At 60.3% G+C, this 26,548-nt stretch carries 24 protein-coding genes, 1 tRNA gene and 1 pseudogene; 19 read left to right on the top strand and 7 right to left on the bottom strand.

The genetic code is table 11. The features are described 5' to 3' along the window. The first annotated feature begins 174 nt into the window (after positions 1-174). The 3 genes from A2I95_RS01290 to A2I95_RS01300 are packed head-to-tail and all read left to right on the top strand — an operon-like array spanning position 175 to position 2,471. Positions 175-1,809, top strand: a complete 1,635-nt coding sequence (locus A2I95_RS01290) for a type IV secretory system conjugative DNA transfer family protein (protein WP_291726975.1) — start codon at positions 175-177, stop codon at positions 1,807-1,809. A gap of 22 nt (positions 1,810-1,831) precedes the next feature. After that, entirely contained in the window at positions 1,832-2,149 is a 318-nt protein-coding gene (locus A2I95_RS01295; RefSeq protein WP_291726977.1) for a hypothetical protein, read from the top strand. Between the two features lies 1 nt (position 2,150). Further along, positions 2,151-2,471 carry a hypothetical protein gene (locus A2I95_RS01300; protein WP_291726980.1) on the top strand — a complete coding sequence of 107 codons (321 nt, stop codon included), beginning with the start codon at positions 2,151-2,153 and terminating at the stop codon, positions 2,469-2,471. A gap of 174 nt (positions 2,472-2,645) precedes the next feature. On the opposite strand, the gene A2I95_RS01305 is transcribed toward A2I95_RS01300, so the two are convergent. Then, on the bottom strand, positions 2,646-2,828 hold the full coding sequence (locus tag A2I95_RS01305; protein WP_291726982.1) for a hypothetical protein: 183 nt from the start codon (positions 2,826-2,828) through the stop codon (positions 2,646-2,648). Positions 2,829-3,030: 202 nt separating this feature from the next. On the opposite strand from A2I95_RS01305, the pseudogene A2I95_RS01310 reads away from it, so the two are divergent. Continuing rightward, a pseudogene (locus A2I95_RS01310) lies at positions 3,031-4,074 on the top strand (recombinase family protein); the annotation flags it as partial. Positions 4,075-4,567: 493 nt separating this feature from the next. On the opposite strand, the gene A2I95_RS01315 reads toward A2I95_RS01310, so the two are convergent. Then, positions 4,568-4,652: transfer RNA gene (locus tag A2I95_RS01315), tRNA-Leu, on the bottom strand. A 218-nt stretch (positions 4,653-4,870) separates the two neighbouring features. Here A2I95_RS01315 and A2I95_RS01320 point away from each other — a divergent pair. Then, positions 4,871-5,398, top strand: a complete 528-nt coding sequence (locus A2I95_RS01320) for a Hint domain-containing protein (protein ID WP_291726985.1) — start codon at positions 4,871-4,873, stop codon at positions 5,396-5,398. A 9-nt stretch (positions 5,399-5,407) separates the two neighbouring features. Here A2I95_RS01320 and A2I95_RS01325 read toward each other — a convergent pair whose 3' ends face one another. After that, positions 5,408-7,033: an NAD(P)H-hydrate dehydratase gene (locus A2I95_RS01325; protein WP_291726987.1), complete on the bottom strand. Its 1,626-nt coding sequence runs from the start codon at positions 7,031-7,033 to the stop codon at positions 5,408-5,410. A 170-nt stretch (positions 7,034-7,203) separates the two neighbouring features. On the opposite strand from A2I95_RS01325, the gene A2I95_RS01330 reads away from it, so the two are divergent. From A2I95_RS01330 to dddP, 6 genes are all read left to right on the top strand, one after another. After that, positions 7,204-7,542, top strand: a complete 339-nt coding sequence (locus A2I95_RS01330) for a P-II family nitrogen regulator (RefSeq protein ID WP_008554830.1) — start codon at positions 7,204-7,206, stop codon at positions 7,540-7,542. A 45-nt stretch (positions 7,543-7,587) separates the two neighbouring features. Then, the gene (gene glnA, locus A2I95_RS01335) at positions 7,588-8,994 is read left to right on the top strand and encodes a type I glutamate--ammonia ligase (protein WP_291727014.1); all 1,407 of its coding nucleotides are present in this window, start codon (positions 7,588-7,590) and stop codon (positions 8,992-8,994) included. Between the two features lie 185 nt (positions 8,995-9,179). After that, entirely contained in the window at positions 9,180-10,427 is a 1,248-nt protein-coding gene (locus A2I95_RS01340) for an Hsp70 family protein (protein WP_291727016.1), read from the top strand. Between the two features lie 92 nt (positions 10,428-10,519). Then, positions 10,520-11,314 (top strand): lytic transglycosylase domain-containing protein, encoded by a 795-nt coding sequence (locus A2I95_RS01345; RefSeq protein ID WP_291727018.1) that lies wholly within the window; start codon positions 10,520-10,522, stop codon positions 11,312-11,314. Between the two features lie 341 nt (positions 11,315-11,655). After that, a complete protein-coding gene (locus A2I95_RS01350) occupies positions 11,656-12,513 on the top strand; it encodes a hypothetical protein (RefSeq protein WP_291727020.1) in 858 nt (285 codons plus the stop codon). Between the two features lie 339 nt (positions 12,514-12,852). Beyond that, the gene (dddP, locus tag A2I95_RS01355; protein WP_291727022.1) at positions 12,853-14,196 is read left to right on the top strand and encodes a dimethylsulfonioproprionate lyase DddP; all 1,344 of its coding nucleotides are present in this window, start codon (positions 12,853-12,855) and stop codon (positions 14,194-14,196) included. Positions 14,197-14,250: 54 nt separating this feature from the next. Here dddP and A2I95_RS01360 read toward each other — a convergent pair whose 3' ends face one another. Then, positions 14,251-14,799 (bottom strand): NUDIX hydrolase, encoded by a 549-nt coding sequence (locus A2I95_RS01360; protein ID WP_291727024.1) that lies wholly within the window; start codon positions 14,797-14,799, stop codon positions 14,251-14,253. Between the two features lie 95 nt (positions 14,800-14,894). On the opposite strand from A2I95_RS01360, the gene A2I95_RS01365 reads away from it, so the two are divergent. Next, positions 14,895-16,130 (top strand): bifunctional alpha/beta hydrolase/OsmC family protein, encoded by a 1,236-nt coding sequence (locus A2I95_RS01365; protein ID WP_291727026.1) that lies wholly within the window; start codon positions 14,895-14,897, stop codon positions 16,128-16,130. A 157-nt stretch (positions 16,131-16,287) separates the two neighbouring features. Here A2I95_RS01365 and A2I95_RS01370 read toward each other — a convergent pair whose 3' ends face one another. Next, positions 16,288-16,626 carry a hypothetical protein gene (locus tag A2I95_RS01370; protein WP_291727028.1) on the bottom strand — a complete coding sequence of 113 codons (339 nt, stop codon included), beginning with the start codon at positions 16,624-16,626 and terminating at the stop codon, positions 16,288-16,290. A gap of 86 nt (positions 16,627-16,712) precedes the next feature. Here A2I95_RS01370 and purB point away from each other — a divergent pair, with 86 nt between their 5' ends. The 4 genes from purB (at position 16,713) to A2I95_RS01390 (ending at position 20,963) form a co-directional block, all read left to right on the top strand. After that, entirely contained in the window at positions 16,713-18,017 is a 1,305-nt protein-coding gene (gene purB / locus A2I95_RS01375; RefSeq protein WP_291727030.1) for an adenylosuccinate lyase, read from the top strand. Positions 18,018-18,180: 163 nt separating this feature from the next. After that, entirely contained in the window at positions 18,181-18,714 is a 534-nt protein-coding gene (locus tag A2I95_RS01380; RefSeq protein ID WP_291727032.1) for a tetratricopeptide repeat protein, read from the top strand. Positions 18,715-18,788: 74 nt separating this feature from the next. Further along, the gene (locus A2I95_RS01385) at positions 18,789-19,895 is read left to right on the top strand and encodes a FliG C-terminal domain-containing protein (RefSeq protein ID WP_291727035.1); all 1,107 of its coding nucleotides are present in this window, start codon (positions 18,789-18,791) and stop codon (positions 19,893-19,895) included. 135 nt (positions 19,896-20,030) lie between these two features. Beyond that, complete coding sequence (locus A2I95_RS01390) at positions 20,031-20,963, top strand: lysophospholipid acyltransferase family protein (RefSeq protein ID WP_291727037.1); 933 nt, start codon at positions 20,031-20,033, stop codon at positions 20,961-20,963. 9 nt (positions 20,964-20,972) lie between these two features. On the opposite strand, the gene A2I95_RS01395 is transcribed toward A2I95_RS01390, so the two are convergent. Further along, positions 20,973-21,674: a thioredoxin family protein gene (locus A2I95_RS01395; protein WP_291727039.1), complete on the bottom strand. Its 702-nt coding sequence runs from the start codon at positions 21,672-21,674 to the stop codon at positions 20,973-20,975. Between the two features lie 233 nt (positions 21,675-21,907). On the opposite strand from A2I95_RS01395, the gene acnA reads away from it, so the two are divergent. Beyond that, on the top strand, positions 21,908-24,655 hold the full coding sequence (gene acnA, locus A2I95_RS01400; protein ID WP_291727041.1) for an aconitate hydratase AcnA: 2,748 nt from the start codon (positions 21,908-21,910) through the stop codon (positions 24,653-24,655). Between the two features lie 76 nt (positions 24,656-24,731). Here acnA and A2I95_RS01405 read toward each other — a convergent pair whose 3' ends face one another. Then, entirely contained in the window at positions 24,732-25,511 is a 780-nt protein-coding gene (locus A2I95_RS01405) for an ABC transporter substrate-binding protein (RefSeq protein WP_291727043.1), read from the bottom strand. Between the two features lie 268 nt (positions 25,512-25,779). On the opposite strand from A2I95_RS01405, the gene A2I95_RS01410 reads away from it, so the two are divergent. Both A2I95_RS01410 and A2I95_RS01415 read left to right on the top strand, forming a co-directional pair. Further along, complete coding sequence (locus A2I95_RS01410; protein ID WP_291727045.1) at positions 25,780-26,064, top strand: antibiotic biosynthesis monooxygenase; 285 nt, start codon at positions 25,780-25,782, stop codon at positions 26,062-26,064. A gap of 125 nt (positions 26,065-26,189) precedes the next feature. Further along, positions 26,190-26,528, top strand: a complete 339-nt coding sequence (locus tag A2I95_RS01415; protein ID WP_291727047.1) for a DOPA 4,5-dioxygenase family protein — start codon at positions 26,190-26,192, stop codon at positions 26,526-26,528. Positions 26,529-26,548 lie beyond the last annotated feature (20 nt).

Raw genomic sequence — 26,548 nt, forward strand, 5'->3', positions numbered from 1 at the left:
ACATAGCTGAACAGCGACCCGCTCGCCTCGTCCGTCCCGCGCATCGCAACCTCCCGCCGCCGCTGCCGTGCTGAAGGTGAATCATGTTCTCGTAACCGCGTCGAGGGCCGACTTTTTCAGCAGCCTGCTAAGCCTGGGAGCGCAACTTCTCCCTCAAGCACGGAGTTACGCAAGATGGACCACTATCAAGATAATCCCTATGGCGCGGCGAGGTTTGCAACCTTTGAGGAGGTCTGTCACGCCGGGCTTTTGCGCCCCCACGGCGTTGAATTCGGCCTCGTGCGTGGCCGCCCGCTGTTCCACAACAACCGCGCCGGGGTCAAAGTGACAGGCGGCGCGGGCAGCGGGAAGACATCGCAGACGGCGATCCCGATGATCCTGGGCAGCCGTGGTGTGTTCGTGCTGCTGGATGTCAAAAACGGCGAGATTACCCGCGTGATTGAGCCCCACTGCGCCCTGTCCGGCATTCCGCTTTATACGCTTGATCCATACGGGGTGACGGGGTTCCCGCAGCTTCGCACTTCTTTGCTGTCCCACCTTAAATCCGGTTCGTCCACGCTGGTGCCGGACTCCCAGCGCTTCTGGCAGGCGATCCTGCCCGATAGCGGCGGTGACAGCCGTTTCTTCGATCAAGCCGGGCGGCGGTTTGGCGATGCCGTCACCCGCCATGATGTTGGCCTTAATGGCAGCACCTCGCTCCTGCGGCTCTTCGAGATTTTCTCGATGCTGCGGGCCGATTTCAGCGCATGGCGTGCCTGGGCTGATATTGCCAAAGATCACGGCACGCTCGATCTGATCGCCACCTTTGCTGAGATGGCCGAGATGTATGAGGCGTCCCCCAAGACCTTCGATTCCATCGTGGCCGGGGTGAGCAACGCTCTGGCTTTTATGACTGATCCTGCCATTCAGGCCACCTTCGTTGATGATACGGCGGCGGATTTTTCGCTGGAGGTGATTGCCGATCCAGGCACCGGGCCTGTCTTCGTTTCCCTGATCCTCCCGGAAGAGGTGCTTGAGCCGCTGGCACCGCTGGTACGGCAGTTCTTTTCCTCCGTGCGGACGATCAAGCAACGTCGGCCTGATGCGCCGCCTGTGAATCTGCTGATCGATGAAGCAGCCAGGCTCGGGCGCTTTGGCGAGCTGGCTGATTTCTTCGCCATCGGACGCGGCGCGGGGCTTACCCCCTGGGTTTTTTATCAGGATGACGGGCAGATTGTCCGTAATCTGGGGCCAACCGGAAAAGCCACTATCGAGGCCAATGCCGCGCTAATGCTCGATCTGGGCGGCGGCATCCGGGATTATGAGACCGCGCGCGCCCGCAGCAATGCGCTTGGCTACCAGACCATCACCGTTGATGATCCGCTGACGCAAATGCGCGGCCAAAGCGCAGCGCTGGAACTTAAGCGCAAGGTGCTGCTGGAAGGGGCTGATCCCTTCGAGGCCGCCTACAGGCTGCGCCAGCTTGATTACGAGGCGATGCACCGCACCAAAATGCGCAAGGCTCTGATGGAGCCGGAAGAGCTGCTGCGGCTGGATAGCGGGAAAATGCTTGTGCAGGCGCGCGGCTACCATCTGCGCCCCTTCATCGCGCAAAAACTGCCCTATTTCCGCCAGCGCCGCTTTGCTGGCCGTTACTTCCCCAATCCGAACGAGGAGCGGGATACGGGCTCCGTTGCCATCAAAACCTTCTGGGGCACGCGCCGCCGGAAGATCATTAAGGAGCCCGTGCCCTCCAGCCTGTCCCATCTGCCGCAATACGCAGGCGGACGCCCTCTGCGCTACGTCGCAGGCTTCAAACCAAAAACCTGATCCAGCAAACAAGGAGAACGCCATGAGCGATGATCAGAAGACCCGCCCCGTTGAAACCCTGCGTGACGGCAATATCAAGGCCTCCGTCTGGGAAAACACCCGCGACGGCAAGACCAGCCATAACGTGCAGTTCCGCCGTTCCTACCGGGGTGAGGACGGCCAATACCGCGACACGGACAGTTTTGCGGCAAACGACCTGCTGCGCCTGTCGCGGCTGGCGGAACACTCCTATGACGCGGTGAACCGCCTGCGCGAGCGCCAGCGCGAAAACCAGTCCCGTGACGGGCGGGAAAGCCGCCGCACGCGTAGCCGTGATCGTGACCGGGACCGGGATCGCTAGAATGGACAAGAAAAGCTTTAACCGCGCAGCGGGCGGTAGCGCCCGCCCGCAAGATCGGCGCAATGCGCAGCGCAAGGTGAACTCCGCGAGCATCCTCACCCGAAACCGCCTGGACAAACTGGCGCTGGCGGAGCTGAAGGAACCCGCACTGGAGCTGGATTTTGACATGGACGGCATCCGCGCCGCTTCCAACGCGCAGGCACGCGAAAAACACCGCGACATGATCGACAACTTGCGCTCACGGCTTCGCTCCAAATCCTCTGATGGACGGAAGGCGTTCCAGCGCTCAGCACGCTCTCAGCGCGGCGAACGCGAGAGGTAAACTTGCACAATGCAACCCATGGATGTTATTATGAAAATATACAAAAGGCGTACGTTCCGCGCTGAGCGATGGATAAACGCTAAGTGGCTCTCATCGGGGTCTGATCCGCCGATGTAAGAAGCCAGAGCGCGCGATCTCACCGGGGGTGAGGTGCGCTAGCAGATAAGCACCAGATCAAGACACGTCCTGGCCGCGCGGGTTCCCGCGTGAACCGATTGCTGCGGCCTGATGAAACGCTGAAAGGGAATTTCGATGGACGGAAACAGCGAGAATACCATCACCAAAGCCTTCAATGAGGCGATCTCGGCAAATGAAGGCAAGCGCAATGTCTTTATCGACTTGCACCAATTTGCGCATTGGCTGGACGACTCCGGCCTACCCGAGCCGCAAAAACACGTGGTTCTGGAGGAGTTCTGGAAGATCATTGTGGGCTTTGTCGACCTGGGGTTTGGCGTCCACCCGCTTCAAGAATGCTGTGGACAAGAGCCGGAAAACAACGCTGAGCCGGACAATCCGCCCAGCTAAGTGATACAGTGAGGCAAGAGGAAAGGAGCAGAATATGAAGGAGCCAATTCAAGAACCGATAAGTGCTACACACGCCGTCATTTATTGCCGCGTGTCTTCGACGCGGCAGAAAATCGAGGGGCATGGCCTTGAAAGCCAGGAGCACCGCTGCCGGAAATACGCCAAAGAAAGGGGCTACGAGGTAGAGGCTGTGTTCCCGGATGACATCACGGGCGGCGTGGACTTCATGAAACGTCCCGGCATGGTCGCGCTGCTGAGTTATCTCGAAGCCCAGCCCACCAAGAGCTATGTGGTAATTTTCGACGACCTTAAGAGGTTCGCCAGAAAAACCGCCTTTCACCTCAAACTCCGCGAAGAACTGGCGCGGCGTGGCGCGCGCGTTGAGTGCCTGAACTTCAAATTCGAAGACACGCCCGAAGGCCAGTTCATTGAAACCGTCATGGCAGCGCAGGGAGAATTGGAGCGGGAGCAAAATGCCCGTCAAACGCGCCAGAAGATGCAAGCGCGGCTGGAAAAGGGCTATTCCGTGTTCGCCGCTCCCATCGGCTACCGTTATGCCAAAGACAAGCTGCATGGCAAACTCCTTACCCGCAACGAACCCGTTGCCTCCATCGTTCAAGAAGCGCTGGAAGGTTTTGCTATGGGCAGGTTCCAAAGCCAGGCAGAGGTAAAGCGCTTTCTTGAATCCCAGCCCGCCTTTCCCAAGGATCTATCAGGCGGCCTTATCCGGCAATGGAAGGTCTCCAAAATGCTCCGGCGCGTAACCTATGCCGGGTATATCGAGGCACCGGATTGGGGTGTTTCGCTGCGCAAGGGCCACCATGAACCTCTGATCTCGTTCGAGACCTACACCCGTATTCAAGAACGGCTGAACGGCAGCACCAGGGCACCCGCCCGAAAAGACCTCAATGAAGATTTTCCCATGCGTGGATTTGTGCTGTGCAATGATTGCGGCGAGCCCATGACGGCGTGCTGGTCTAAGGGCAAGACCAAGAGATATCCCTACTACCTCTGCGATACGCGTGGGTGCGAGAGTTACCGCAAATCTGTCCGCCGGGCAGACATTGATGAGGGTTTTGAGGCATTCTTGAAGGCCTTGCAGCCCACCAAACAACTCTTTGGGCTCGTGCGCGATATGTTTATCGCAGCATGGGATATCCGCCTTGTAGAGGCGCAGAAGCAAAAATCCGAATTGGAAAAGCAACTGCGCGACATCACTAAGCAAACTGATGCGTTGCTGGATCGGATCGTCAACGCAGATAATTCCGCGCTGATTGAAGCTTACGAGCAGCGCCTCGACAAACTCGGGCGTGAACGGATTCTGCTGGAAGAAAAGGCCGGGAAAATCATCCCGCCCAAGGGACGCCTGGAAGAGTTTATCGAACTCTCGCTCGAATTCCTCTCAAACCCTTGGGATATATACAAAAATGGCTCATTGATCATCAAGAAGACGGTGCAAAGACTAGCCTTTGAGGAGCCTGTTCGATACTGCCGGAAACAAGGTTATCGAACACCAAAAAACACCTTGCCTTTCAAGGTGTTAGACGATTTCAACCATCAAAGATGTGATTTGGTGCGGGTGAAGGGACTCGAACCCCCACGCCTTGCGGCGCCAGAACCTAAATCTGGTGCGTCTACCAATTCCGCCACACCCGCACGCACACAAAGCACCGCTTTGCGTGCCGCGGTGATTATCAAAGGACGGCGGCGGATGCGAGCGGAAAACGCAGCCTCCGACACCCTGTGTAAAACAGCAACAATCCGTCCGCATAATTGCAACAATGAGCAGGCTTTCGCCGGAAAAGGCTGGGCCTGGAATCCGGTTCTGGCATAGATTCATAAAAAAGTCTGAGGCAGACAGAGCGAGTAACAACATGAAACCTTTTGGGAATGCGGCCTTGCGCGCGCAATTGGCGATGCGCGGCCAACTACAGCCCCGACGGCTGTATCAAGGCAACCAGAACATCAGCCTTTTGCGCGGCACCATCGTGCTGACCCGCGAGGGCGAGCGCGCAGCGGAAGAGGTCAAAGCAGGCGGCAGCCTGATTACCCGCACGCAAGGAATGGCCCAGGTGGAGGCCGTGCGCAGCCGCCGTGCAATGGTGCAAGCCGTGTGCATTTCAGCCGGCTCACTTGGTGACACCTGTGCAGACAGCGACCTGACCGTCCCCTGGGACCAGCGGATCCTGGTGCGCGACTGGCGCGCCAAGGCGATGTTCGGCCAGCCGCAGGCGGTGGTGCCGGCCTACGAGCTGGTGGATGGCGAATTCATCCGCGATCTGGGGGTGCAGATGATGGATCTGACGATCCTGGAGTTTTCCCGCCCGCATGTCATTTATGCAGGCGGTCTGGAACTGGCGGCCGCCGCCGCGCCGGAAGAAGACCTGCGCCCAGCGGCTTGAGCCGGGCTTTTACAGACCCAGCTTGCGGAACACTGCGGGGATCTGCTCCGGCAGGTCCTCGGCAATCAGGCCGGGGCCGAATTCCAGGGCGCATTCCACATGGATATAGGCAGCAGTTTCCGCCGCCTGCATCGGGGAGAACCCGCGCGCCATCAGACCGGTGATGAAGCCTGCCAGCACGTCACCCGACCCGGCGGTTGCCAGCCAAGGCGCGGAACGCTCGTAATGGGCGGAGTTCACAGAACAGCGCCCGTCTGGCGCGGCGATCACCGTATCCGGCCCTTTGAACAGCACGATACAGCCTGCGCGTTTGGCCGCTTCTCGGGTGGCATCGACCTTGGAATAGGCAGGCCCGGTGGCTGCGGGGGCGTTCAGTTTCTCCGCCAAGTCCGGAAACAGTCTGGCAAACTCGCCGCCATGCGGGGTGATCACACAGTTTTCGTGCAGGGCATCAAAGAGCGCCTCTGGTTTCAGCTCAAACCGGGTAAGTGCATCGGCATCCAGCACGGTGGGCCGCGTTTCCTTCAGCGCCGCAAACACCATCGTCTGGGTGTCCGCCCCGCGGCCCATGCCCGGGCCAAGGCAAATAGCGCTGAGCCGTTCGTCTTCCATCAGCTCAACCAGCCCATGCGCCCCGTCGATCTGCCGCAGCATGATGGCGGTGAGGTTGGCAGCATTTTCAAACATCGCCGAGCGCGGCGAGCCAACCGTGACCAGCCCCGCCCCGATCCGTAAAGCACCGCGGGCAGCAAGGCGGGCGGCGCCGGTTTTGCCTTGGCCGCCGGAGAGGATGAGGGCATGGCCGTTAGTGTATTTGTGGCCTGAATATTTCTTGTTCAGATTGCCTTTTCGACCGTCAAGCAACTCGACGCAGCCTTTGGGAAAAACTTGGGGCAAACCTAGCGGCACAACTTTAAGCTTCCCACAGCCCTTTGCCCCGCCGTAGCTTCCGCAATTCTGGCTCATATGGTGGCCAATTTTTGCACTGTGGAATGTAACGGTAAGATGGGTTGGGAGCGCGCCAAAATCTCGTCCGCTATCGCTGCAAATGCCGCTAGGAAAATCAATTGCAACGAAACGATCTTCGTCCGGTTCATGGCTATCCACAATCAGAGGGGTCGGCATAAAGCCATTCCAAGCTTCGTGCGTGTCATCAGGCATTTCCCGCGTCAGCCCCGTTCCGAACAAAGCGTCAATCACAAGAAACTGGCTTACTTCGTCTCCTTCGTATGCATCCCGTATACCTCGATCGTCCCATTCAGTGACGCTACCCAACTCCCGCCACCGGTCATAATTCACCTTCGCATCCGGCGGCAGCTTGTCCGGGTCTCCGTAGAGAAACACCTCCGCCTCCCAGCCGCGCTCCTTCAACAGCCGCGCCACCACAAACCCGTCGCCGCCGTTGTTGCCCGGCCCGCACAGAACCACTGCCCTTCGTTCTTCATCTTTTCCCAAATACTCCGGGGGTGCGGGGGCTGGCCCCCGCCTTTCAGCCAGCTCAGGCCACTCTTCAAAGATCGCTTCGACCACCCCCTGCCCGGCCCGCTCCATCAGCTCAAGCCCGGTCACTTCGCCGGATTCAATGGCGGCCTGTTCGATGGCCCGCATCTGGGCGGCAGTCAGCAGTTCGGTCATTTCGTCTTCTTTCCCGATTCAATTTTGCGCAATTTTTGGGCGCAGTGCTTAATTTTTAGGCGGCAGCAATCAAATCCTGGCCAGAATTGCCGCAGCTGCACAGCCGCGCATTGCTGCCTTCATTTAGAAGTGAAATGACACCCTCAACAAGCTTGCGAGGAGCCATTCCGATGAAAAAGATCGAAGCCATCATCAAGCCTTTTAAACTGGATGAGGTGAAGGAAGCGTTGCAGGACGTCGGCGTGCAGGGCCTTTCAGTGATTGAGGTCAAAGGCTTTGGCCGTCAGAAGGGCCACACCGAGCTGTACCGCGGTGCTGAATATGTGGTCGACTTCCTGCCCAAGGTGAAAGTCGAGGTTGTGCTGGACGACGATCAGGTCGACCAAGCGATCGAGGCCATCGTCGACGCCGCCAAGACCGACAAGATCGGCGACGGCAAAATCTTTGTCTCGCCCGTCGAGCAAGCCATTCGCATCCGCACCGGCGAGACCGGCCCGGACGCGTTGTAAGTCAACAGAAAATCTCAAAGACATCTCTAAAGAAGGACCAAGGGAATGAGCGTAGACGCAGTTCTCAAGACTCTCCGTGAAGACGACGTCGCCTATGTCGACATCCGTTTCACCGACGTGCGCGGCCGCCTGCAGCATGTGACCGTGGACGTGGACCTGGTTGACGAAGACTTCCTGGAAGAAGGCTTCATGTTCGACGGCTCCTCGATCGCCGGCTGGAAGTCGATTGAAAACTCCGACATGAAACTGATGGCTGACACCACGTCCGCCTATATTGATCCGTTTTATGCCGAGAAAACCCTCTGCCTCCATTGCTCGATTGTTGAGCCCGACACCGGCGAAGCCTATGAGCGCGACCCGCGCGGCACCGCCCAGAAGGCCGAAGCTTACCTGAAGTCCTCCGGCATCGGCGATGTGGCCTATATGGGTCCGGAAGCGGAATTTTTCCTGTTTGACGACGTGCGCTACTCCAACACCATCAACAAGGTGTCCTATGAAGTAGACGCAACCGACGGCTCCTGGAACACCGACGCCGAGTTTGAGATGGGCAACATGGGCCACCGCCCGGGCCTGAAGGGCGGCTATTTCCCGGTCAACCCGACCGACGAAGCGCAGGACCTGCGTTCGGAAATGCTGTCGACCATGAAGCGTCTGGGCATGAAGGTCGACAAGCACCACCACGAGGTGGCCTCTTGCCAGCACGAGCTGGGCCTGATCTTCGACTCGCTGACCAAACAGGCCGACGAGCTGCAGAAGTACAAATATGTGATCCACAACGTGGCACACGCCTACGGCAAATCGGCCACCTTCATGCCGAAACCGATCTATGGCGACAACGGCTCCGGCATGCACGTGAACATGTCGATCTGGAAAGACGGCAAGCCGCTGTTTGCAGGCGACAAATACGCTGACCTCAGCCAGGAAGCGCTGTATTTCATTGGCGGCATCCTGAAGCATTCCAAGACCCTGAATGCTTTCACCAACCCGTCCACCAACTCCTACAAGCGGCTGATCCCCGGCTTTGAAGCCCCGGTTCTGCGTGCCTATTCCGCCCGCAACCGGTCCGGCTGCGTGCGGATCCCGTGGACCGAAAGCCCGAAAGCCAAGCGCGTCGAGGCCCGTTTCCCCGATCCGGCGGCAAACCCCTACCTGTGCTTTGCCGCGCTGCTGATGGCCGGCCTGGACGGTATCCGCAACAAGATCGATCCCGGCGAAGCCATGGACAAGAACCTGTATGATCTGCCGGCCGAAGAGCTGGAAGGCATCCCGACCGTCTGCGGCTCTCTGCGTGAAGCGGTTGACGCGCTGGCCGCCGACCATGACTTCCTGCTGCAGGGCGACGTGTTCACCAAAGACCAGATCGACGGCTATATCGAGCTGAAGATGGAAGAGGTTCACAAGTACGAGCACACTCCGCATCCGGTCGAATTCGGCATGTACTACAGCTGCTAAGCTGCAGAGCCGTGAATTTGAAAGGGCGTCCCTTGGGGGCGCCCTTTTTTTCGTTCAAGGGGCGCCTTCGGCTGGCAGGTTTTCCTGTCTCCGGGTGCTTTTGGCGGCGATGCTGCTTTTTCTTGCTCTTGTTTTGCGGCTGCTGTATCCCGGCCCGCTCCCCGCCTGTGAAAGGAGCCTGTTCCATGACTGCCCCCAACACCCTTGGTATCGACTTTGGCACGTCCAATTCGGCGGCAGGGATTGCCGTGGCCGGTCGGCCCTGGCTGGTGGAAATGGAACCCGGCGAGCAGACTCTGCCCACTGCTGTGTTCTTTGACGAGGACAGCCGCAAAATGCGGATCGGCCATAGCGCCACGCGGGCGCTGATCAGCGGTGACGAAGGGCGTTTCATGCGCGCCTTGAAAAGCCTCCTGGGCACGCCGCTGCTGCATGAGGAACGGCGGCTGGGCGGCGAGCGGATCAGCTTTGGAACCCTCATCGCCCGCTTTCTGGCCGAGATGAAAAAGCGCGCCGAGACGGCAACGCACATGGAATTCACCCATGCGCTGTCCGGCCGGCCGGTTCGGTTTCATTCCAAGGATGAATCCCGCAATATCCAGGCTGAAAAAGATCTGCGCGCCTGTTACTTGCAGGCAGGCTTTCAGGATGTGCTGTTCATGTATGAGCCGGAAGCCGCCCTGCGGGCCGCCGCGCCGGCACCCGGCCGCGGGCTGATTGTCGATATCGGCGGCGGCACCTCGGACTTCACCGCCTTCGAACAGGACGTAAATGGCGCGACCCGCATTCTGGCCTCGCACGGGGTGCGGCTGGGCGGCACCGATTTTGACCGGCAGCTTAGCATCCATCACGTGATGCCGCTGCTGGGGCGCGGCAGCCAGATCCGCAACACTTTTGGCGGCGGCACCCTGCCCGCCCCTAACCGGCTGTTCAACGATCTGGCAACCTGGCAGATGATCCCGTTCCTCTACAGTCCGGAAAGCCGCCGGGCGGCAAAGGATCTGGCCGCCAATGCGGTTGAGCCGGACCGGCTGGCCCGGCTGGTTGACGTGCTGGAGGACGAACTGGGCCACGAGCTGGCCTTTGCCGTCGAGCGCGGCAAAATCCAGGCCAATACGGCTGGCGGCGCGGCAGCGATCGACCTGAAACTGCTGCAGCGAGGCCTGTCGGTGCCGCTGCCCGCCGCAGAGATGAACCGAACCCTGGCCGAGCAGACAGAAGCCATCGGCGCTTGCGCGGCTGAAACACTGGCCCAGGCCGGTCTTACCGCGGGTAATGTAGACAGAATCGTGCTGGTCGGCGGCTCTTCGCTGCTGGCGGCGGTTCAGGCGCGAATGCGGACGCTTTGCCCAAATGCCTGCGTTGAAACAGGAAATGCCATGACGGCGGTGGCGGACGGTCTTGCCTTGGCAGCCGGAACCGCCTTCACTTAGGTAGATGGGAACCATGCACGGCTTTTCCCGTTAGACACGGGCTGCCAGCACGTTAGGCTGAAGGCTACGAGTCACATTTTGAGAGTTCTTTCATGCGCCGCCTGCTGGCCTCTGCCCTGATTTCCGCCCTGTTTGCCTCCCCTGCCCTGGCCGCCACCTGCGGCAATACCTCTGCCGGGTTTGACGCATGGAAGCAGGACTTCCAGCACGAGGCCAAGCGCGCAGGCGTGCGTAAGGCGGGGCTGCAGGCGCTGGCCAATGCGCAGTATGCCCGCCGCACCATATCCGCCGATCGCAACCAGAAGAGCTTTAAGTACTCGCTGGAAAAATTCATGCAGGTCCGCGGTTCTGCCACCATCGTGGCGCAGGGCCGCAAGCGCAAGGCGCGCAACCCGGATTTCTATGCCGCGCTGGAGCGGAAATACGGCGTGCCCGCAGGTGTGCTGATCGCCATCCACGGGATGGAAACCGCGTTTGGCAATTACATGGGTGACAGCCAGGTGGTTTCGGCCATTGTGACGCTGACCTATGATTGCCGCCGTTCGGACTTCTTCCGTCCGCATGCGCTGGGGGCGCTGAAACTGGTGGATCAAGGCGCCATCACCCCGGCCACGCTGGGCGCCAAGCACGGCGAGCTGGGCCATACCCAGTTCCTGCCCGGCAATGCGCTGCAATACGGCGTGGACTGGGACAGCAACGGGCGGGTGGATTTCTACAACATGGGGGATGCGATGGCCTCCACTGCGAATTACCTGCGTCAAAAGGGCTGGAAACCCGGCAAGGGCTATCAGCAGGGCGAGCCGAACTACCGGGTTCTGAAGCAATGGAACGCGGCAACGGTCTATCAGCAATCTCTGGCGATTATGGGGCGCCAGATCGACCGCTGACCAGCGCCTTTTTCCAAAGTTCTGCTGATATCTGCGCCCGTTCCTGTGCGGGCTGCGAAAACCAGCAGCTGACCGCCCCAGGAACAGTGCAGGCGATTCCCGAATAATTGTAGGCTCTAGGGCATCAATGTGTCCGGCCTTCGCCACAGTTGAGCCGCATTCCAGCCAGCAGCGCTCACCTCTTTCGATAAAAATTGTTTAAAAGCAATATCTTCAACAACGCCGCATTTCCTGCACTTCTGTTCTGCGGTATTCATTCAGATCCTTAATTCCTGCCCCACTTTCAACTCCTTCAAATTTTAATCTTCTTCCATCGGCACCCTGAATGGAGGATCCGGACGATGGCAGAAAACATGCAGTATACAGGCAGGCTGGGCCTGGAGAGCCGCGGCACCGGAACTCTTTCGGCTGCGGTTGCCGCGGTTGTGGACACGCTTGAGGACTTCGGCCATCCAGCCGGGACGATCGCCGCCCGCGCCGAGAATACCGCCAGGCTGCAATGCGACCACTACCATGTGACAGTCCGGCTGCGCCGGGTGCCCTTGCGGCGCTCCAGCAAACTGACCAGCAGCATAATGCAGCCCTCGGCGCTTCTGGAATTGTCGCTGTCCCCGGTGTTCCCAGGCTATTGCGACCAGGAAATCTCGGAGTTGCTGCTGGCGGAAATGCTGCGGCGGCTGCTGCCGGCGGTTGATGCGACTTCTGTTGAATGGCTCGATACCGAAATCGCGCTGACTTGCGAACAGTTCCTTGGTGTTTTTGCCCCCGGTAACGGACAGCCGGAACACACGCATCTGCCTGTTGCTGCCACTGCAGAAGCCTCTGCAAACCTTTTTCAGCAAGCCGGGTCTGCCAAACCGCGCGGACGTGACCGTTTCACACCGGTTGAGCAAACCGCACCTCAGCTGGAAGCCCATTGCGACCGTGCTTTCCAAGCGGCCAATGCCGGCCTCAACAGCGAAACTGCCGCGGATACCGCCGGGCTGATCCACGCCCGCATCCGCAACCCGGCACCGGCACCGGCCGGCTTTGCGCGCATCAGCTGGGGCAGCCAGCTGCGGGCCACGGCCTTGGCCGCGGTCACTCTTGCCGGCACCCGCCGCCTGCGCTTCATCAGCCATCTGCTGCTGCTGACAGCCCTGTTCCTTTATCTGGAAAGCGCTGGCATGGTTCAGGCCGCGCGTCCGCTGCTGCCCTGACCTCAGGATTTGCCGCCGGGCGCTGCCGGCTGCTGAGGCATCACGTCCTTCCGTGCCCCAGGATAGTTGTAGATGGCGAACACAATCGCGCGGGTCTGCCACATGCCTGTTGCGCCTCTTTGTGTCACTGCCTTCGAAACCCGCACAGCTGAAACAGCACCGGATCCTGAAACCTAATCGCAAAGAAACGCCGCCATGGCCCCCGGCCTGCGCAACGGTATTCAGCTGCGGTGCTGCCGCATGGGTCAGAAACGACTGTAATACCCGTCGTTTTCTGCAGCGAATCCATCGGCAGACGGCGGCACATTGGACAGACCTGTGCAGCGACGGAGGCCACGCATGAACGAGCATTACCGCGACATCCGCAAGATCGACCCCACCCGCGGCGCCAATCTGGGCGACAACACACCGAACAACAACGACCGCGTCGAAATCGGCCCGACCCAGCTGGCTTTTGGTGAATGGGCCGAAGCCGGACTGCAGCTGCCCGATTTGCAGGCCATGCGCGAATTCCGCTGGGAGCGGCTGACCCGTTTCATCAACGACCGCGGCTATGCCGGTCTTCTGGTGTTTGACCCGCTGAACATCCGCTACGCCACTGATAGCACCAACATGCAGCTGTGGAACACGCACAACCCGTTCCGCGCGCTGCTGATCTGCGCTGACGGCTATATGGTGCTGTGGGACTACAAACAGTCGCCGTTCCTCAGCACCTTCAACCCGCTGGTGCGCGAGCAGCGTGCGGGCGCCGACCTGTTCTACTTCGACCGCGGCGACAAGGTGGATGTAGCGGCGGATGTGTTCTCCAACGAGGTGCGCAAACTGCTGGAGGAACACAGCGGCAGCAACAAGCGGCTGGCGGTGGACAAGATCATGCTGCACGGGCTGCGGGCGCTGGAAGCACAAGGCCTGGAGATCCTTCCTGGCGAAGAACTGACCGAGAAATGCCGCGCGGTGAAAGGACCGGACGAGATCCTGGCGATGCGCTGCGCCCATCACGCCTGCGAAACCGCTGTGGCGGAGATGGAAAAGTTTGCCCGCGAAAAAGTGCCCGGCGGCAATATCTCGGAAGACGACGTCTGGGCAGTGCTGCACGCGGAAAACATCCGCCGCGGCGGCGAGTGGATTGAAACCCGGCTGCTGGCCTCCGGCCCGCGCACCAACCCCTGGTTCCAGGAATGCGGCCCCCGCATCATCCAGAACAACGAGATGATCAGTTTCGACACCGATCTGGTCGGCTCCTACGGGATCTGCATCGATATCTCGCGCAGCTGGTGGATCGGCGATGAGAAACCGCGCGCCGACATGGTCTATGCTATGCAGCACGGGGTGGAACACATCCGCCGCAACATGGAGATGCTGAAGCCCGGCATGAACATTCAGGAGCTTTCCCGCGGCTGCCATGTGCTGGATCCGCAGTTCCAGAAACAGAAATACGGCTGCATGATGCATGGCGTCGGCCTCTGCGATGAATGGCCGCTGGTCGCCTATCCGGACCAGATGGTCGAGGGCGCCTTCGACTATGAGCTGGAGCCGGGCATGGTGCTCTGCGTCGAGGCGCTGGTTTCCCCCGAAGGCGGCGATTTCTCGATCAAGCTGGAAGACCAGGTGCTGATCACCGAGGACGGCTACGAGAACCTGACCAAATACCCGTTTGACAAGGCACTTATGGGCGAAGCCTGACGCGAACAGCCGGCCCCGCCTGTACAGGCGGGGCCGGGACACCCTGCGGCGCCGTCAGGCGCCTCCGCTTAAGAACAGCGCAAGCTTTTCATGCAGCACCAGCACACCGGGCGACTCCGTCACCTCCTCCAGCCGGCCCAGCGGCACCCAGGCCAGTGCATGGGATTCCCCGCTCACCGCTATATCCCCGGCCTCTGCCTGAAACAGATACCGCACGTCATAATGCAGATGCGCGCGGTCCTTCGCAGTTTGCGGGATTTCGTGAATATCCACATCAAACACCTGGCCGGACAACGGCTTAATCCGGGACAGCCCGCTTTCCTCATAAGCTTCTTTCAGCGCGACAAAAGGCACGTCGGCAATGCCGTCGCAATGGCCGCCCAACTGCAGCCAGCGGTCCAGCTTCCGGTGATGGGTAAGCAGAACGCATTTCATATCCGGTGACATCACAAACGCAGAAGCGGTCACATGGCCCGTTTCAGGATTGCGGCCGAAGGCCTGAGGCTCGCTTTCGCAAAACGCCCGCAAACGCCGCCACATATCCCGGTCACGGGCTGTCCGGGGTTTGTAACATCCAATGCCGTTCAGGCTCATTGCGCTCATCTGCCTTCACCTTCCCGTGACGTTGCGGGCTGCCGCCTTGTTCAGGGCCCATTGCGCGCTCAATCTATGCAGAACACCCAACAAAGGCCACGCCCATGCCCGCTGAACGCATCTCCTTTCCCGGCCATGCCGGAACACCCCTTGCCGCCCGCCTTGACCTGCCCGAGGGACCGGTGCTTGCAACGGCGCTGTTTGCCCATTGCTTTACCTGCTCCAAAGACATCCCGGCCGCGCGGCGGATTGCCGGACGGCTGGCGGCAATGGGGATCGCGGTGCTGCGGTTCGACTTTACCGGATTGGGGCATTCCGAGGGGGAGTTCGAAAACACCTCCTTCAGTTCCAATGTCGCGGATCTGATCATGGCGGCGCAATATTTGGCCTCGCGCGGCATGGCGCCCTCGTTGCTTATCGGCCATTCTCTGGGCGGCGCGGCGGTGCTGCGGGCGCGGGCAGGCATCCCGTCTGTCAAAGGCGTGGTGACACTGGGCGCGCCCTTCGATCCCGGCCATGTCTCGCACCATTTTGACGCGGCACTGCCGGAAATCGAGGCAAAGGGACGCGCTGAAGTCTGCCTGGGCGGACGGCCGTTTGTGATCGGCAAGGAGTTTGTCGATGATATCCATGCCGAAGCACTGGCGCCTGCAATTGCGGAACTGAAGGCGGCACTGCTGGTGCTGCACGCCCCGCGGGATGAAACAGTAAGCATCGAAAATGCCGCCTCAATCTTTACCGCAGCCAAACACCCCAAAAGCTTTATCACCCTGGATGATGCCGATCACCTGATCACCCGCGCAGCCGATGCGGAATATGCCGCCGAAGTGATTGCCGCCTGGGCCGGGCGCTATGTCAGAATGGCGCCGCCCGCGCCGCCGCCCGGAGCGCCCGAAGGCATCCTGCGGGTAACCGAGGCGGACCCGGAGGGTTTCTTGCAGGATGTGCAATCCGGCCCTTATCACCACACCTATGCAGATGAGCCGTTGGCCTATGGCGGCACCAACCGGGGCATGTCGCCTTACGGTTTCGTGGCGGCCGGGCTGGGCGCCTGCACATCGATGACGCTGCGCATGTATGCCCGCCGCAAGGGCTGGCCGTTGGAGGGGATCAGCGTCGATGTCAGCCATGACAAGGTGCACGCCCAGGACGCCCAGCCGACGGGACCTGCCAAAATCGACCAGTTCACCCGTGTGATCCACCTCTGCGGCCCTTTAAGCGGGGAACAGCGGGCCAAGCTGATGGAGATTGCAGACAGATGCCCAGTGCACCGGACATTGGAGAGCGGCGCCAAGGTGGTGACACATCTGGAGACCACACCCCAGGCGGCGACTGCGTAACGTTCACTAACCCGGGATCTCCCGCGCCCGGCCCTTGCAGGAAACCTGCAACGGCAGCGGCCTAGGGCCCGGCGCCGCGCCAAGGCGCGGCGCCGGGCCCAACTGCGGCAGGCCTTTGCCAGAAGGCCGCAGCGCAGGCGGGAGACCGCCATTGGAGTTAGTCAGAGTAACGGCCAATGGTGATGTCACCGCTTTCACCAACAAACCTAAAAGCCTCTCCATCGCTTTCCAGCACGAAGCAGGCCCATAGGTCCGACGGCGGCCATGTGGAGCAATATTTGCCGTCCCGCACACCCCAAGAGCCCCAGCTGTCATGACCGGCATTGTACAACGTCCGGCCTGATGCCCGGAACTCCTGCCAGGCACCGCTGCCGTAAGTCAGCTTGCGCCCCTCCAGCGCGGCCTGCACATCCTCTGCGTTCAACACCCGCCATTCTGCCGCCGATAGCGGCGAAACAGCCAATGATACCGCAATCATCAGGGCAATGTGCCTCATGTCCGTCTCCCAGCCTTGCCGTCTTGCCTTACCTGATCTAATAGGCCGGGCATCTGCTGCACAATCACATAAAGGTGCTTTCGCCCATGATCCCCCGCTATGCCCGCCCTGAAATGGTCGCCATCTGGTCGCCCGAGACCAAATTCAAGATCTGGTACGAAATCGAAGCCCACGCCTGCGAAGCCATGGCCAACCTGGGTGTGATCCCGCGCGAAAACGCTGACGCCGTTTGGAAAGCCAAAGACGTGGACTTCGACGTCGCCCGGATTGACGAGATTGAAGCCGTCACCAAACATGACGTCATCGCCTTCCTCACCCACCTGGCTGAGCATGTCGGCTCTGAAGAAGCCCGCTTTGTGCATCAGGGCATGACTTCGTCGGATGTGCTGGACACCTGCCTGAACGTGCAGCTGGTGCGTGCCGCCGACATTTTGCTGGACGGCATGGACAAGCTGCTGGCGGCGCTGAAGAAACGCGCGCTGGAACACAAGAACACCGTCCGCGTCGGCCGCAGCCACGGCATTCACGCCGAGCCCACCACTATGGGTCTGACCTTTGCCCGCTTCTATGCCGAGATGGACCGCAACAAGAACCGCCTGGAAAAGGCCCGCTGGGAAGTGGCGACCGGCGCGATCTCCGGCGCGGTCGGCACTTTTGCCAATGTCGACCCGGCGGTCGAGGACCACGTCTGCGAGCAGCTTGGCCTGCGGCCTGAGCCGATCTCCACCCAAGTGATCCCGCGCGACCGCCACGCGATGTTCTTTGCCACCCTCGGCGTTATCGCCTCGTCGATCGAAAACGTTGCCGTGGAAATCCGCCATATGCAGCGCACCGAGGTTCTGGAAGGTGCCGAATTCTTCTCGATGGGCCAGAAAGGCTCGTCGGCAATGCCGCATAAGAAGAACCCGGTTTTGACCGAAAACCTTACTGGTCTGGCGCGTCTGGTCCGCATGACCGTTGTGCCCGCGATGGAAAACGTGGCGCTGTGGCACGAGCGGGACATCTCGCATTCCTCCGTGGAACGCGGCATCGGCCCCGATGCGACGGTCACCCTGGACTTTGCCCTGCACCGTCTGGCGGGCGTCATCGACAAGATGCTGGTGTTCCCCGAGAACATGCTGGACAACATGAATAAATTCCCAGGGCTCGTGATGTCCCAACGGGTACTGCTGGCGCTGACCCAGGCCGGCGTCAACCGCGAAGACGCCTATGCCATGGTGCAGCGCAACGCGCTGAAGGTCTGGGAAGAGCGCGTTGACTTCCGCGAGCTGCTGCTGGCGGATGCAGACGTGGTTGCCGCCCTCGGCGAAGAGGCGATCAACGAGAAATTCGACATGGGCTATCACACCAAACATGTCGACACGATCTTCCGCCGGGTGTTCGGCGAGTAAGCCGGCCTGTTTTCCGGTGTTCAGCGCCCCGCCACCCGGCGGGGCGTTTTTTTGTTTGCAGTCCGTAAGTTTTCAAAAACGCATATTTGATATGAATAAATTGGCCGGCCCGCGGGTTGTAAGGGTACATTGATCACGAATTTATGCATCTGGAGATGACGACATGCGTTATTTTGCTCTCGCCGCTGCCTTGACCCTGCCAATGACGGCTTTTGCCGCAAGCGGCAACGACTGGAACCCGCCGAAACCCACCCAGACCACCAAGGAGTGCAAAGGCAAGCGGGTTTGGGACGACCAGAAGAAACGCTGCGTGCGGCCCAAGAAATCCTCGCTGAACCAGCAAGAGCTGCTGGGCGCCGTGCGCGAGCTGGCCTATGCCGGCCGTCAGGAGGACGCGCAGGCGGTGCTGGGTGCAATGGCGGACCAGCACGACTCGCTAGTGCTGACCTATTGGGGGTTCACCCACCGCAAACTGGGCAATTTGGACGTGGCGCAGGCCTATTATGATCAGGCATTGGCACGCGATCCGGATAACATCCTTGCCCGTTCGTATATGGGGCAAGGCCTTGTGGAACAGGGAAAATACGGCGCAGCCCTGGTACAGTGGAAAGAGATCAAGGCACGCGGCGGTGACGGCAGCTGGGCCGAAGCATCGCTGCGCAACGCCTTGGAAACAGGTGCATCCTACAGCTACTAGCTTCAGCCTTTCTTTACGGCTTGCGGCGTATCCTGGCCTCCATGATCAAGAAGAATCTTTGGTAGGGTGCGAGAATGCCTCAAGACAACATGCTGGCGCTTCCGATGGCTTCTGGCGGGCCGGATCTGGGCGGATTCGGTGCCCCGGCCCCTCTGGGCGCGGGGGGCGGCAGCGGGCTGAGCGGCAAAGCCAAGGCCGCCATCATCGTCCGGCTGCTGCTGAATGAAGGCGCGGAAATCCCGTTGGAGGAGCTGCCGGACGACCTGCAGCTGGAGCTGACCCAGCAGATGGGCAAGATGAGCATTGTCGATCGCGACACGCTGAACGCGGTCGCGGGCGAATTTGCCGATCTGCTGGACAATATCGGCCTGCATTTCCCCAATGGCCTGGCCGGTGCGCTGAATGCCATGCAAGGCAAGATCAGCCGCCACACCCACAGCCGCCTGCGCAAAGAAGCCGGTGTGCGCCAGTTCGGCGATCCCTGGGAGCGCTTGAAACAGCTGCCGCCCGAAGATCTGGCCGGGTTGGCCGAGGCGGAAAGCACCGAAGTGGCTGCGGTTCTGCTGTCCAAGCTGGACACCGCCAAGGCGGCGCAAATGCTGGTGCATCTGCCTGGCCCGATTGCCCGCCGCATCACCTATGCTGTCAGCCACACTGCCAATGTGACGCCCGACACCGTGGACCGGATCGGCCTGTCGCTTGCCGCCCAGGTCGAAGCCCGGCCCGATCTTGCCTTTGATGAGACCCCGGGCCAGCGTCTTGGCGGTATTCTGACCGAGGCGGCAGCGGCCAAACGCGACGAGGTGCTGACGGCGCTGGATGAAGAAGATGAGGATTTTGCCACCAAGGTGCGCAAGGCGATCTTCACCTATGCGCTGATCGGCGAACGGATGCAGGCAATCGACGTGCCCAAGCTGATGCGGGTACTGTCGCAGCCGGATCTGGTCACGGCAATGGCCTTTGCCACCGACGAGGAAGACGTTGCGACCAACGAATTCCTGCTCAAGAACATGTCCAGCCGGATGGCCGACAACATCCGCGAAGAAGTGGGCGAGCGCGGCAAGGTCAAGCGCAGCGATGGCGAGGCGGCGTTCAGCATGATCATCTCGGCCATGCGCGATTTGGTAGCAACAGGCGAGATCGATCTGAAATCCGACGAGGATGAGGAGGACGGCGGCTAAGATCCGCCGCGTATTCCGGTGCGGCAGGCGCGCAGACCATTCTGCCCGCGCCTGCGGGCGGCTTGTACCTGCCGGTCCGGCTGCGTATGATGCGGGCTTCCGGGCGCATTCCCGCGCCGCAGCCATCCAGACGCCATGCCCGTAGATCCTTCCGAGCTCTCCACCTGGAGCCATGTCAAATATTTTGGCAGCAACCTGTTTCTGCGCGGGCTGCTGGTCGGCACCCGGCTGATCCCCTATAGGCTAAGGGTGCCGATGATGGGGCGGCTGGTGACCGCCATGGGCCGGCTGGCAGGGTTCGACAAACGGGTGCGCAATAACCTGGATCTTGTCAGCCCCGAGCTGTCAGAAATTGATCCCGGCGCGCTTTACCGGGATGTCAGCGACAATGCGGGCCGGATGATAGCCGAAATCTATGCCGGCGCCCCTTTTCACGACCGCGCCAAGGCAGCACCCATTACCGGCCCCGGCCTGAAAGCGCTGGAAGAGGCCCGCGCGGCAAGACGCCCGGTCTTGCTGGCGACGGCGCATTTCGGCAACTACGACGCTGCCCGCGCGGCGCTGTTTGCCCGTGGTTTCGAGATGGGTGCGCTTTACCGCCGTATGGCCAACCCTTATTTCAACGACCATTACGTGGCGGCCATCAAGGGCAACGGCGAGCCCCTGTTCGAGCAGGGAAAGCGCGGCATGGTCGAGCTGGTCCGGCACCTGAAAAAGGGAGGCATCGCCGCCATCGTCACCGACCTGCACGCTCAGGGCGGCGAATTGATCGACTTCTTCGGCAAGCCTGCGGTCACCTCCACCGTGCCGGCCGAACTGGCACTGAAATTCGGCGCTGCTGTCATCCCTGTTTACGCGGTGCGCCAGGACAACGGTCTGGATTTCGAGATTGTGATGAGTGCGGAAATTCCGCATTCAGATCCGCTCACCATGACAAAAGCGTTGAGCGCAGATCTGGAAGTCATCGTGCGCAAGCACACCGGCCAATGGTTCTGGATCCACCGCCGCTGGAAACCCTATGTGCCGCTGCCCAAACCCGGCAAGAAGGCACAACCCGAGGCAGGCTGATTCAGGCAGCTATTCGGCACGGGCCGCAGCAATGATACGGCCGAATGGCGCCTCTTGCACCAGTATCGCCGCGGGCTGGTTTCCCGGCACCGGAACTGACAGTTCCAAATCCCCCGCCCCGTCCCATTCCGCAGCGATTTGCCAGTCTTCCACCACATTGGCATAACTCAAGGTCTTACCGGCCAGTTCACCGCGGGTGATTTTGACGGATCTCTCGGGCGTGTAGCGCACCAGCTGCACCAGCAGCCGCGCGTCCCCCATCTGCACCCGCGGCTGCAGCCGGATCACCAGATCCCCGCCGCTCCGCTCAACCGACAGCGTGACCGGGCGCGGCTGGGACTGATGTTTGCCGATGGCATCAGTCACTTTCATAGCATCGGCGCCGACCACATCATCCTGACCCATGATGATCATCTGCGGCGTATAGATCATCCTGCGGCCGCCCGCATGCGCATAGCCCTTTTGACGCTTGGTATGGGACGGTTTGGCGAATTGATCCTTCCAGCCGATGTAATCCCAGTAGTCCACGTGCAGTGCCAGCGGCAGCACATCCTCGCGCGCAGCCAGCTTATGCAGCAATGCGTCGGCCGGCGGGCAGGATGAACACCCTTGCGATGTATAAAGCTCTACCACCACAGGTTCCGCAGCGGATTGGCCGTAAACCGGCAGGGCCAGGCCCCAAGCTGCAATGATCGACGCCAGAAGTTTCATGAATCGCCCGCTTCGTTTGTTAGGCTTCTGGTCTAAAGATGTGCCTGCAAATACGCCAATCAATCATTTTTGAGCCGGGTTTGAACGAGGAGGCGGCGTCGGACCGCAAAAAATGTGTACTATTGCATACAAAAACGCCCCCTGCGGCGATTGGGCTATTGAATGCTTAATCTTCCTCATGCATTTAGCAGGCAGCGAATTCCCCGATTTCAAATCCTTGAGGGAGGCCAAACATGCCTATCACCGTCGGACAGGACAATGCCAAAGCGCGCAAAACGCTCAGCGTCAATGGCAAGTCGATCTCTTACTACTCCATTCCCGCAGCCACCGAAGCCGGTTTTGGCGATTTTTCCAAGCTGCCCGCCGCGCTGAAGGTGGTGCTGGAAAACATGCTGCGGTTTGAGGATGGCGGCTTTTCCGTCTCCACCGATGACATCAAGGCCTTTGCCGAATGGGGCGCCCAGGGCGGCAAAAACCCGCGCGAGATCGCCTATCGCCCGGCCCGTGTGCTGATGCAGGATTTCACCGGCGTTCCCGCCGTTGTGGATCTGGCCGCCATGCGCGACGGTATCGTCGGCCTGAAAGGTTCGGCTGCCAAAATCAACCCGCTGGTCCCTGTTGACCTGGTCATCGACCACTCTGTCATGATCGACGAATTCGGCAACCCGCGTGCGTTCCAGATGAACGTCGACCGCGAGTATGAGCGCAACATGGAACGCTACCAGTTCCTGAAGTGGGGCCAGAACGCCTTTGACAACTTCCGCGTTGTGCCGCCCGGCACCGGCATCTGCCACCAGGTGAACCTGGAATACCTGTCTCAGACCGTCTGGACCGACACCGACCAGAGCGGCGAGGAAGTCGCGTATCCGGATACCCTGGTCGGCACCGACTCCCACACCACCATGGTCAACGGCGCCGCGGTGCTGGGTTGGGGCGTTGGCGGCATCGAAGCCGAAGCCGCAATGCTGGGCCAGCCGATTTCGATGCTGATCCCCGAAGTCATCGGCTTTGAACTGACCGGCCAGATGGTCGAAGGCACCACCGGCACCGACCTGGTTCTGAAAGTGGTGGAAATGCTGCGCGCCAAGGGCGTGGTGGGCAAGTTCGTCGAATTCTACGGCACCGGCCTGGACCGGCTGCCGCTGGCAGACCGGGCAACCATCGCCAACATGGCGCCTGAGTACGGCGCCACCTGCGGTTTCTTCCCGATCGACAATGAGACCCTGCGTTACCTGAAAAACACCGGCCGTGACGAGGACCGCATCGCCCTGGTCGAAGCCTACGCCAAGGAAAACGGTTTCTGGCGCGGCGCAGATTATGCGCCGATCTACACCGACACCCTGAGCCTGGACATGGGTACTATCGTGCCTGCCATTTCCGGCCCGAAACGCCCGCAGGACTACACTCCGCTGGATCAGGCCTCCACAGCCTTTATGGATGTTGTCAGCGAATACCGCGGTATCGACACCGAGGCAGGCGCCGAAAAGATGGCCGCAGAAGGCCCGGCCCCCGTCGCTGCTGCCGATCCGCGCAAATCACAGCAAGTCGAGGGCGAAGATTATGCCCTGCGCGACGGCTCGGTTGTGATCGCGTCGATCACCTCCTGCACCAACACTTCGAACCCCTATGTGATGATCGGGGCTGGCCTGGTCGCGCGCAAAGCTGCGGCTCTGGGCCTCAACCGCAAGCCCTGGGTCAAGACCTCGCTGGCACCGGGTTCGCAGGTTGTGTCCGCCTATCTGGAGGCCGCCGGCCTGCAGGAGGACCTGGACAAGATCGGCTTCCACCTGGTTGGCTATGGCTGCACCACCTGTATCGGCAACTCCGGTCCCATCCAAACAGAGCTGTCCGACGCCATCGCCAAGGGCGATCTGGTGGCCACTTCTGTGCTGTCGGGCAACCGCAACTTTGAAGGCCGCATCAGCCCGGATGTGCGCGCCAACTACCTGGCCTCGCCGCCGCTGGTTGTGGCTTATGCGCTGGCAGGCGACATGAACATCGACCTGACCAACGACCCGCTGGGCCAGGACAACGACGGCAATGACGTCTACCTGAAAGACATCTGGCCTTCGACCCAGGAAGTTGCTGAGTTGGTTGAGCAGACCGTCACCCGCGAGGCGTTCCAGTCGAAATACGCCGACGTCTTCAAGGGCGACGAGAAATGGCAGGCGGTCGAGACCACCGATGCGGAAACCTATGACTGGCCGTCCGCGTCGACCTATATCCAGAACCCGCCCTACTTCCAGGGCATGGGTACCGAGCCGGGCACCATCTCGAACATCGAAGACGCCAAGGTTCTGGCGGTTCTGGGCGACATGGTCACCACCGACCACATCTCGCCCGCGGGTTCGTTCGCAACCACCACGCCCGCAGGCCAGTACCTGCTGGAGCGCCAGGTGCAGCCGCGCGAGTTCAACTCCTATGGTTCGCGCCGCGGCAACCACGAGATCATGATGCGCGGCACTTTCGCCAACATCCGCATCAAGAACGAGATGCTGGACGGTGTTGAGGGCGGTTACACCAAAGGCCCCGATGGCGAACAGACCTCGATCTTTGATGCCTCGATGGCGCATCAGGAAGCAGGCACCCCGCTGGTGGTGTTCGGCGGCGAACAGTACGGCGCGGGCTCCTCGCGCGACTGGGCGGCCAAAGGCACCGCGCTGTTGGGCGTCAAGGCTGTGATCGCTGAAAGCTTTGAGCGTATTCATCGCTCCAACCTGGTTGGCATGGGTGTGATCCCGTTTGAATTCACCGGTGGCGACAGCCGCAAATCGCTGGGCCTGACCGGCGAGGAAACCGTATCGATCAGCGGACTGGACACCATCCAGCCGCTGCAGGAAGTGCCCTGTGCGATCACCATGGCGGATGGTTCGGTGAAAGAGATCACTCTGAAGTGCCGCATCGATACAGCACCTGAGATCGAATACATCGAACATGGCGGCGTGCTGCACTATGTGCTGCGCAACCTGGCCAAGTCGTAAGACAGCTAAGAGAAGATGTTAAAGGGCGCCCTAGCGGGCGCCCTTCTTACGTCAGGGTTAAAGCAATGTGTCCGGGCTACCGGGCGAAGGTGGTGCTGTTCAGGATCTCTGCAATCGTGCCATCTGCCTGCAATTCGGAAATCGCCCGATTGAACACATCCAGATAAGCATCTGCACCAGAACTCCGCGAGAGGCCGAAATGCGAATAGGTGCTGGAAATCGGAGTGGCAACAGCCGCAATTCTGTCCTGCCAGCCGTTTTGCACGACGTGGTACCGTCCGACCACATCATCAATTGCGATAAGATCCAGTTGATCAAACAGCAGCATTTGCATCAGGCCTTCCACATCGCCGCCGCGAACGATCCGGTTGTTGTTTTCAAAGGCGCGTTCCATCTCCTGATCAATCACGCTGCCATTCACCATTCCCAGCCGCAGCCGGGAAATCCGCGAATATCCTTCGTCAAGTTCCAGCCCTTGCGGATAGCGCTCGCGGTTGTACCAGAATGTGTTGGTCTGCAGAAAGGTCGGCTCTGTGAAGGCCAGATAGGAAGCGCGCGCGGTGGATTTAAACAACGGAAGGATGCCGTCGGCCTCCCCGGATTCAGCCTGTGCTAGGCAGCGCTGCCAAGGCAGCAAAACAACCACAGCCCTTAGCCCGTCAATCCGGTCCGTCACGGCCTCCAGCAGCTTGACCTTCAGCCCGCCGCCGGGAATGCCGCCGGATCCCAGCGTATAAGGCGGATAGGGGTCGTAGCAGAAGGTCAGTACAGTGTCGGCACGCGCAGTGTCTGCCAGCCCGCAAAGGGCAGCAAAGCATGCCAGCAGCACTTTGATGAACCCGGTTGGCTTTTCCACTCTCCTGGCCTTCTCCATGCGGGCGGTATTCTGCTTAACGGCATTGCAAATTGCCGCTCCTGCTTGCCATAAGCTTCCAACCTATCCCACAGTTAAATGAAAGAACCTGTAATGGGATTTAGCGTTCTGCCGGCCCGGCGCGCACAACCACAGCGATATCCCCCTGACGCTAATACCTGCTATACCGCCCGGTTCAGTTGTGTGAACATCGATTTCGAATACATCTTTTATCCCTCGCGACATTTCTTCACTGGCCGGGTCTCAAAACATGAAAGAAGCTGTAATAGCAGTCATTTACCCGGATGCAGACACCTTTGACGAACACGTTGAGGCGGTTATGAACATGGTTCCGGAAACACGCCGTTTTCCTGGCTGCATTGAAGCCCATGTCGGCATTAGCCGCGCGCGTTTTGAAATCGCCATTTTCCACCTATGGGAGTCCAACGACCATTTGGAGCGATACTTGGTCTGGCGTGCCGACCGCGGCGATTTGGACGCCCGCAGCGCCACCATGCGGCGGGAGCAGGACTTCCGGACTTTTTCGGTGCCATAAGGCCCCGGCCTTTGTATTGAAAGCGCGGCATGGCGCCCGCGCCGCCGGGTTCTGCCTTTCATTGCACACTGGCTGTTCGCAATCTGCGGATTGCCTTGGACGGACACCCCGGAAAAAGTGGTGGCATGAAACACTCAGACAGCATCACAGGCTATCACGCCCACATCTACTTTGACGAAAGCACCGTTGCGCAGGCCCGCACTCTTTGCCAGCGCGCTGCCGGTCTCTTTGGAGCAGAGATGGGACGCATGCATGAAAAACCCGTCGGACCGCACCCTAGATGGTCCTGCCAGCTGGCGGCCAGCCCCGAGCAGTTTTTCAAGCTGCTGCCTTGGCTGGCATTGAACCGCGACGGCCTGATTGTCTTTGCCCATCCGGAAACCGGCGACGCCCTGGCGGATCATCGGGATCACGCGATCTGGCTGGGAACAGGTCTGACGCTGGATCTCAGCATTTTCGGTTGACGCTAGCGTAAATTTACCAG

The organism is Leisingera sp. F5 (assembly GCF_001593695.1).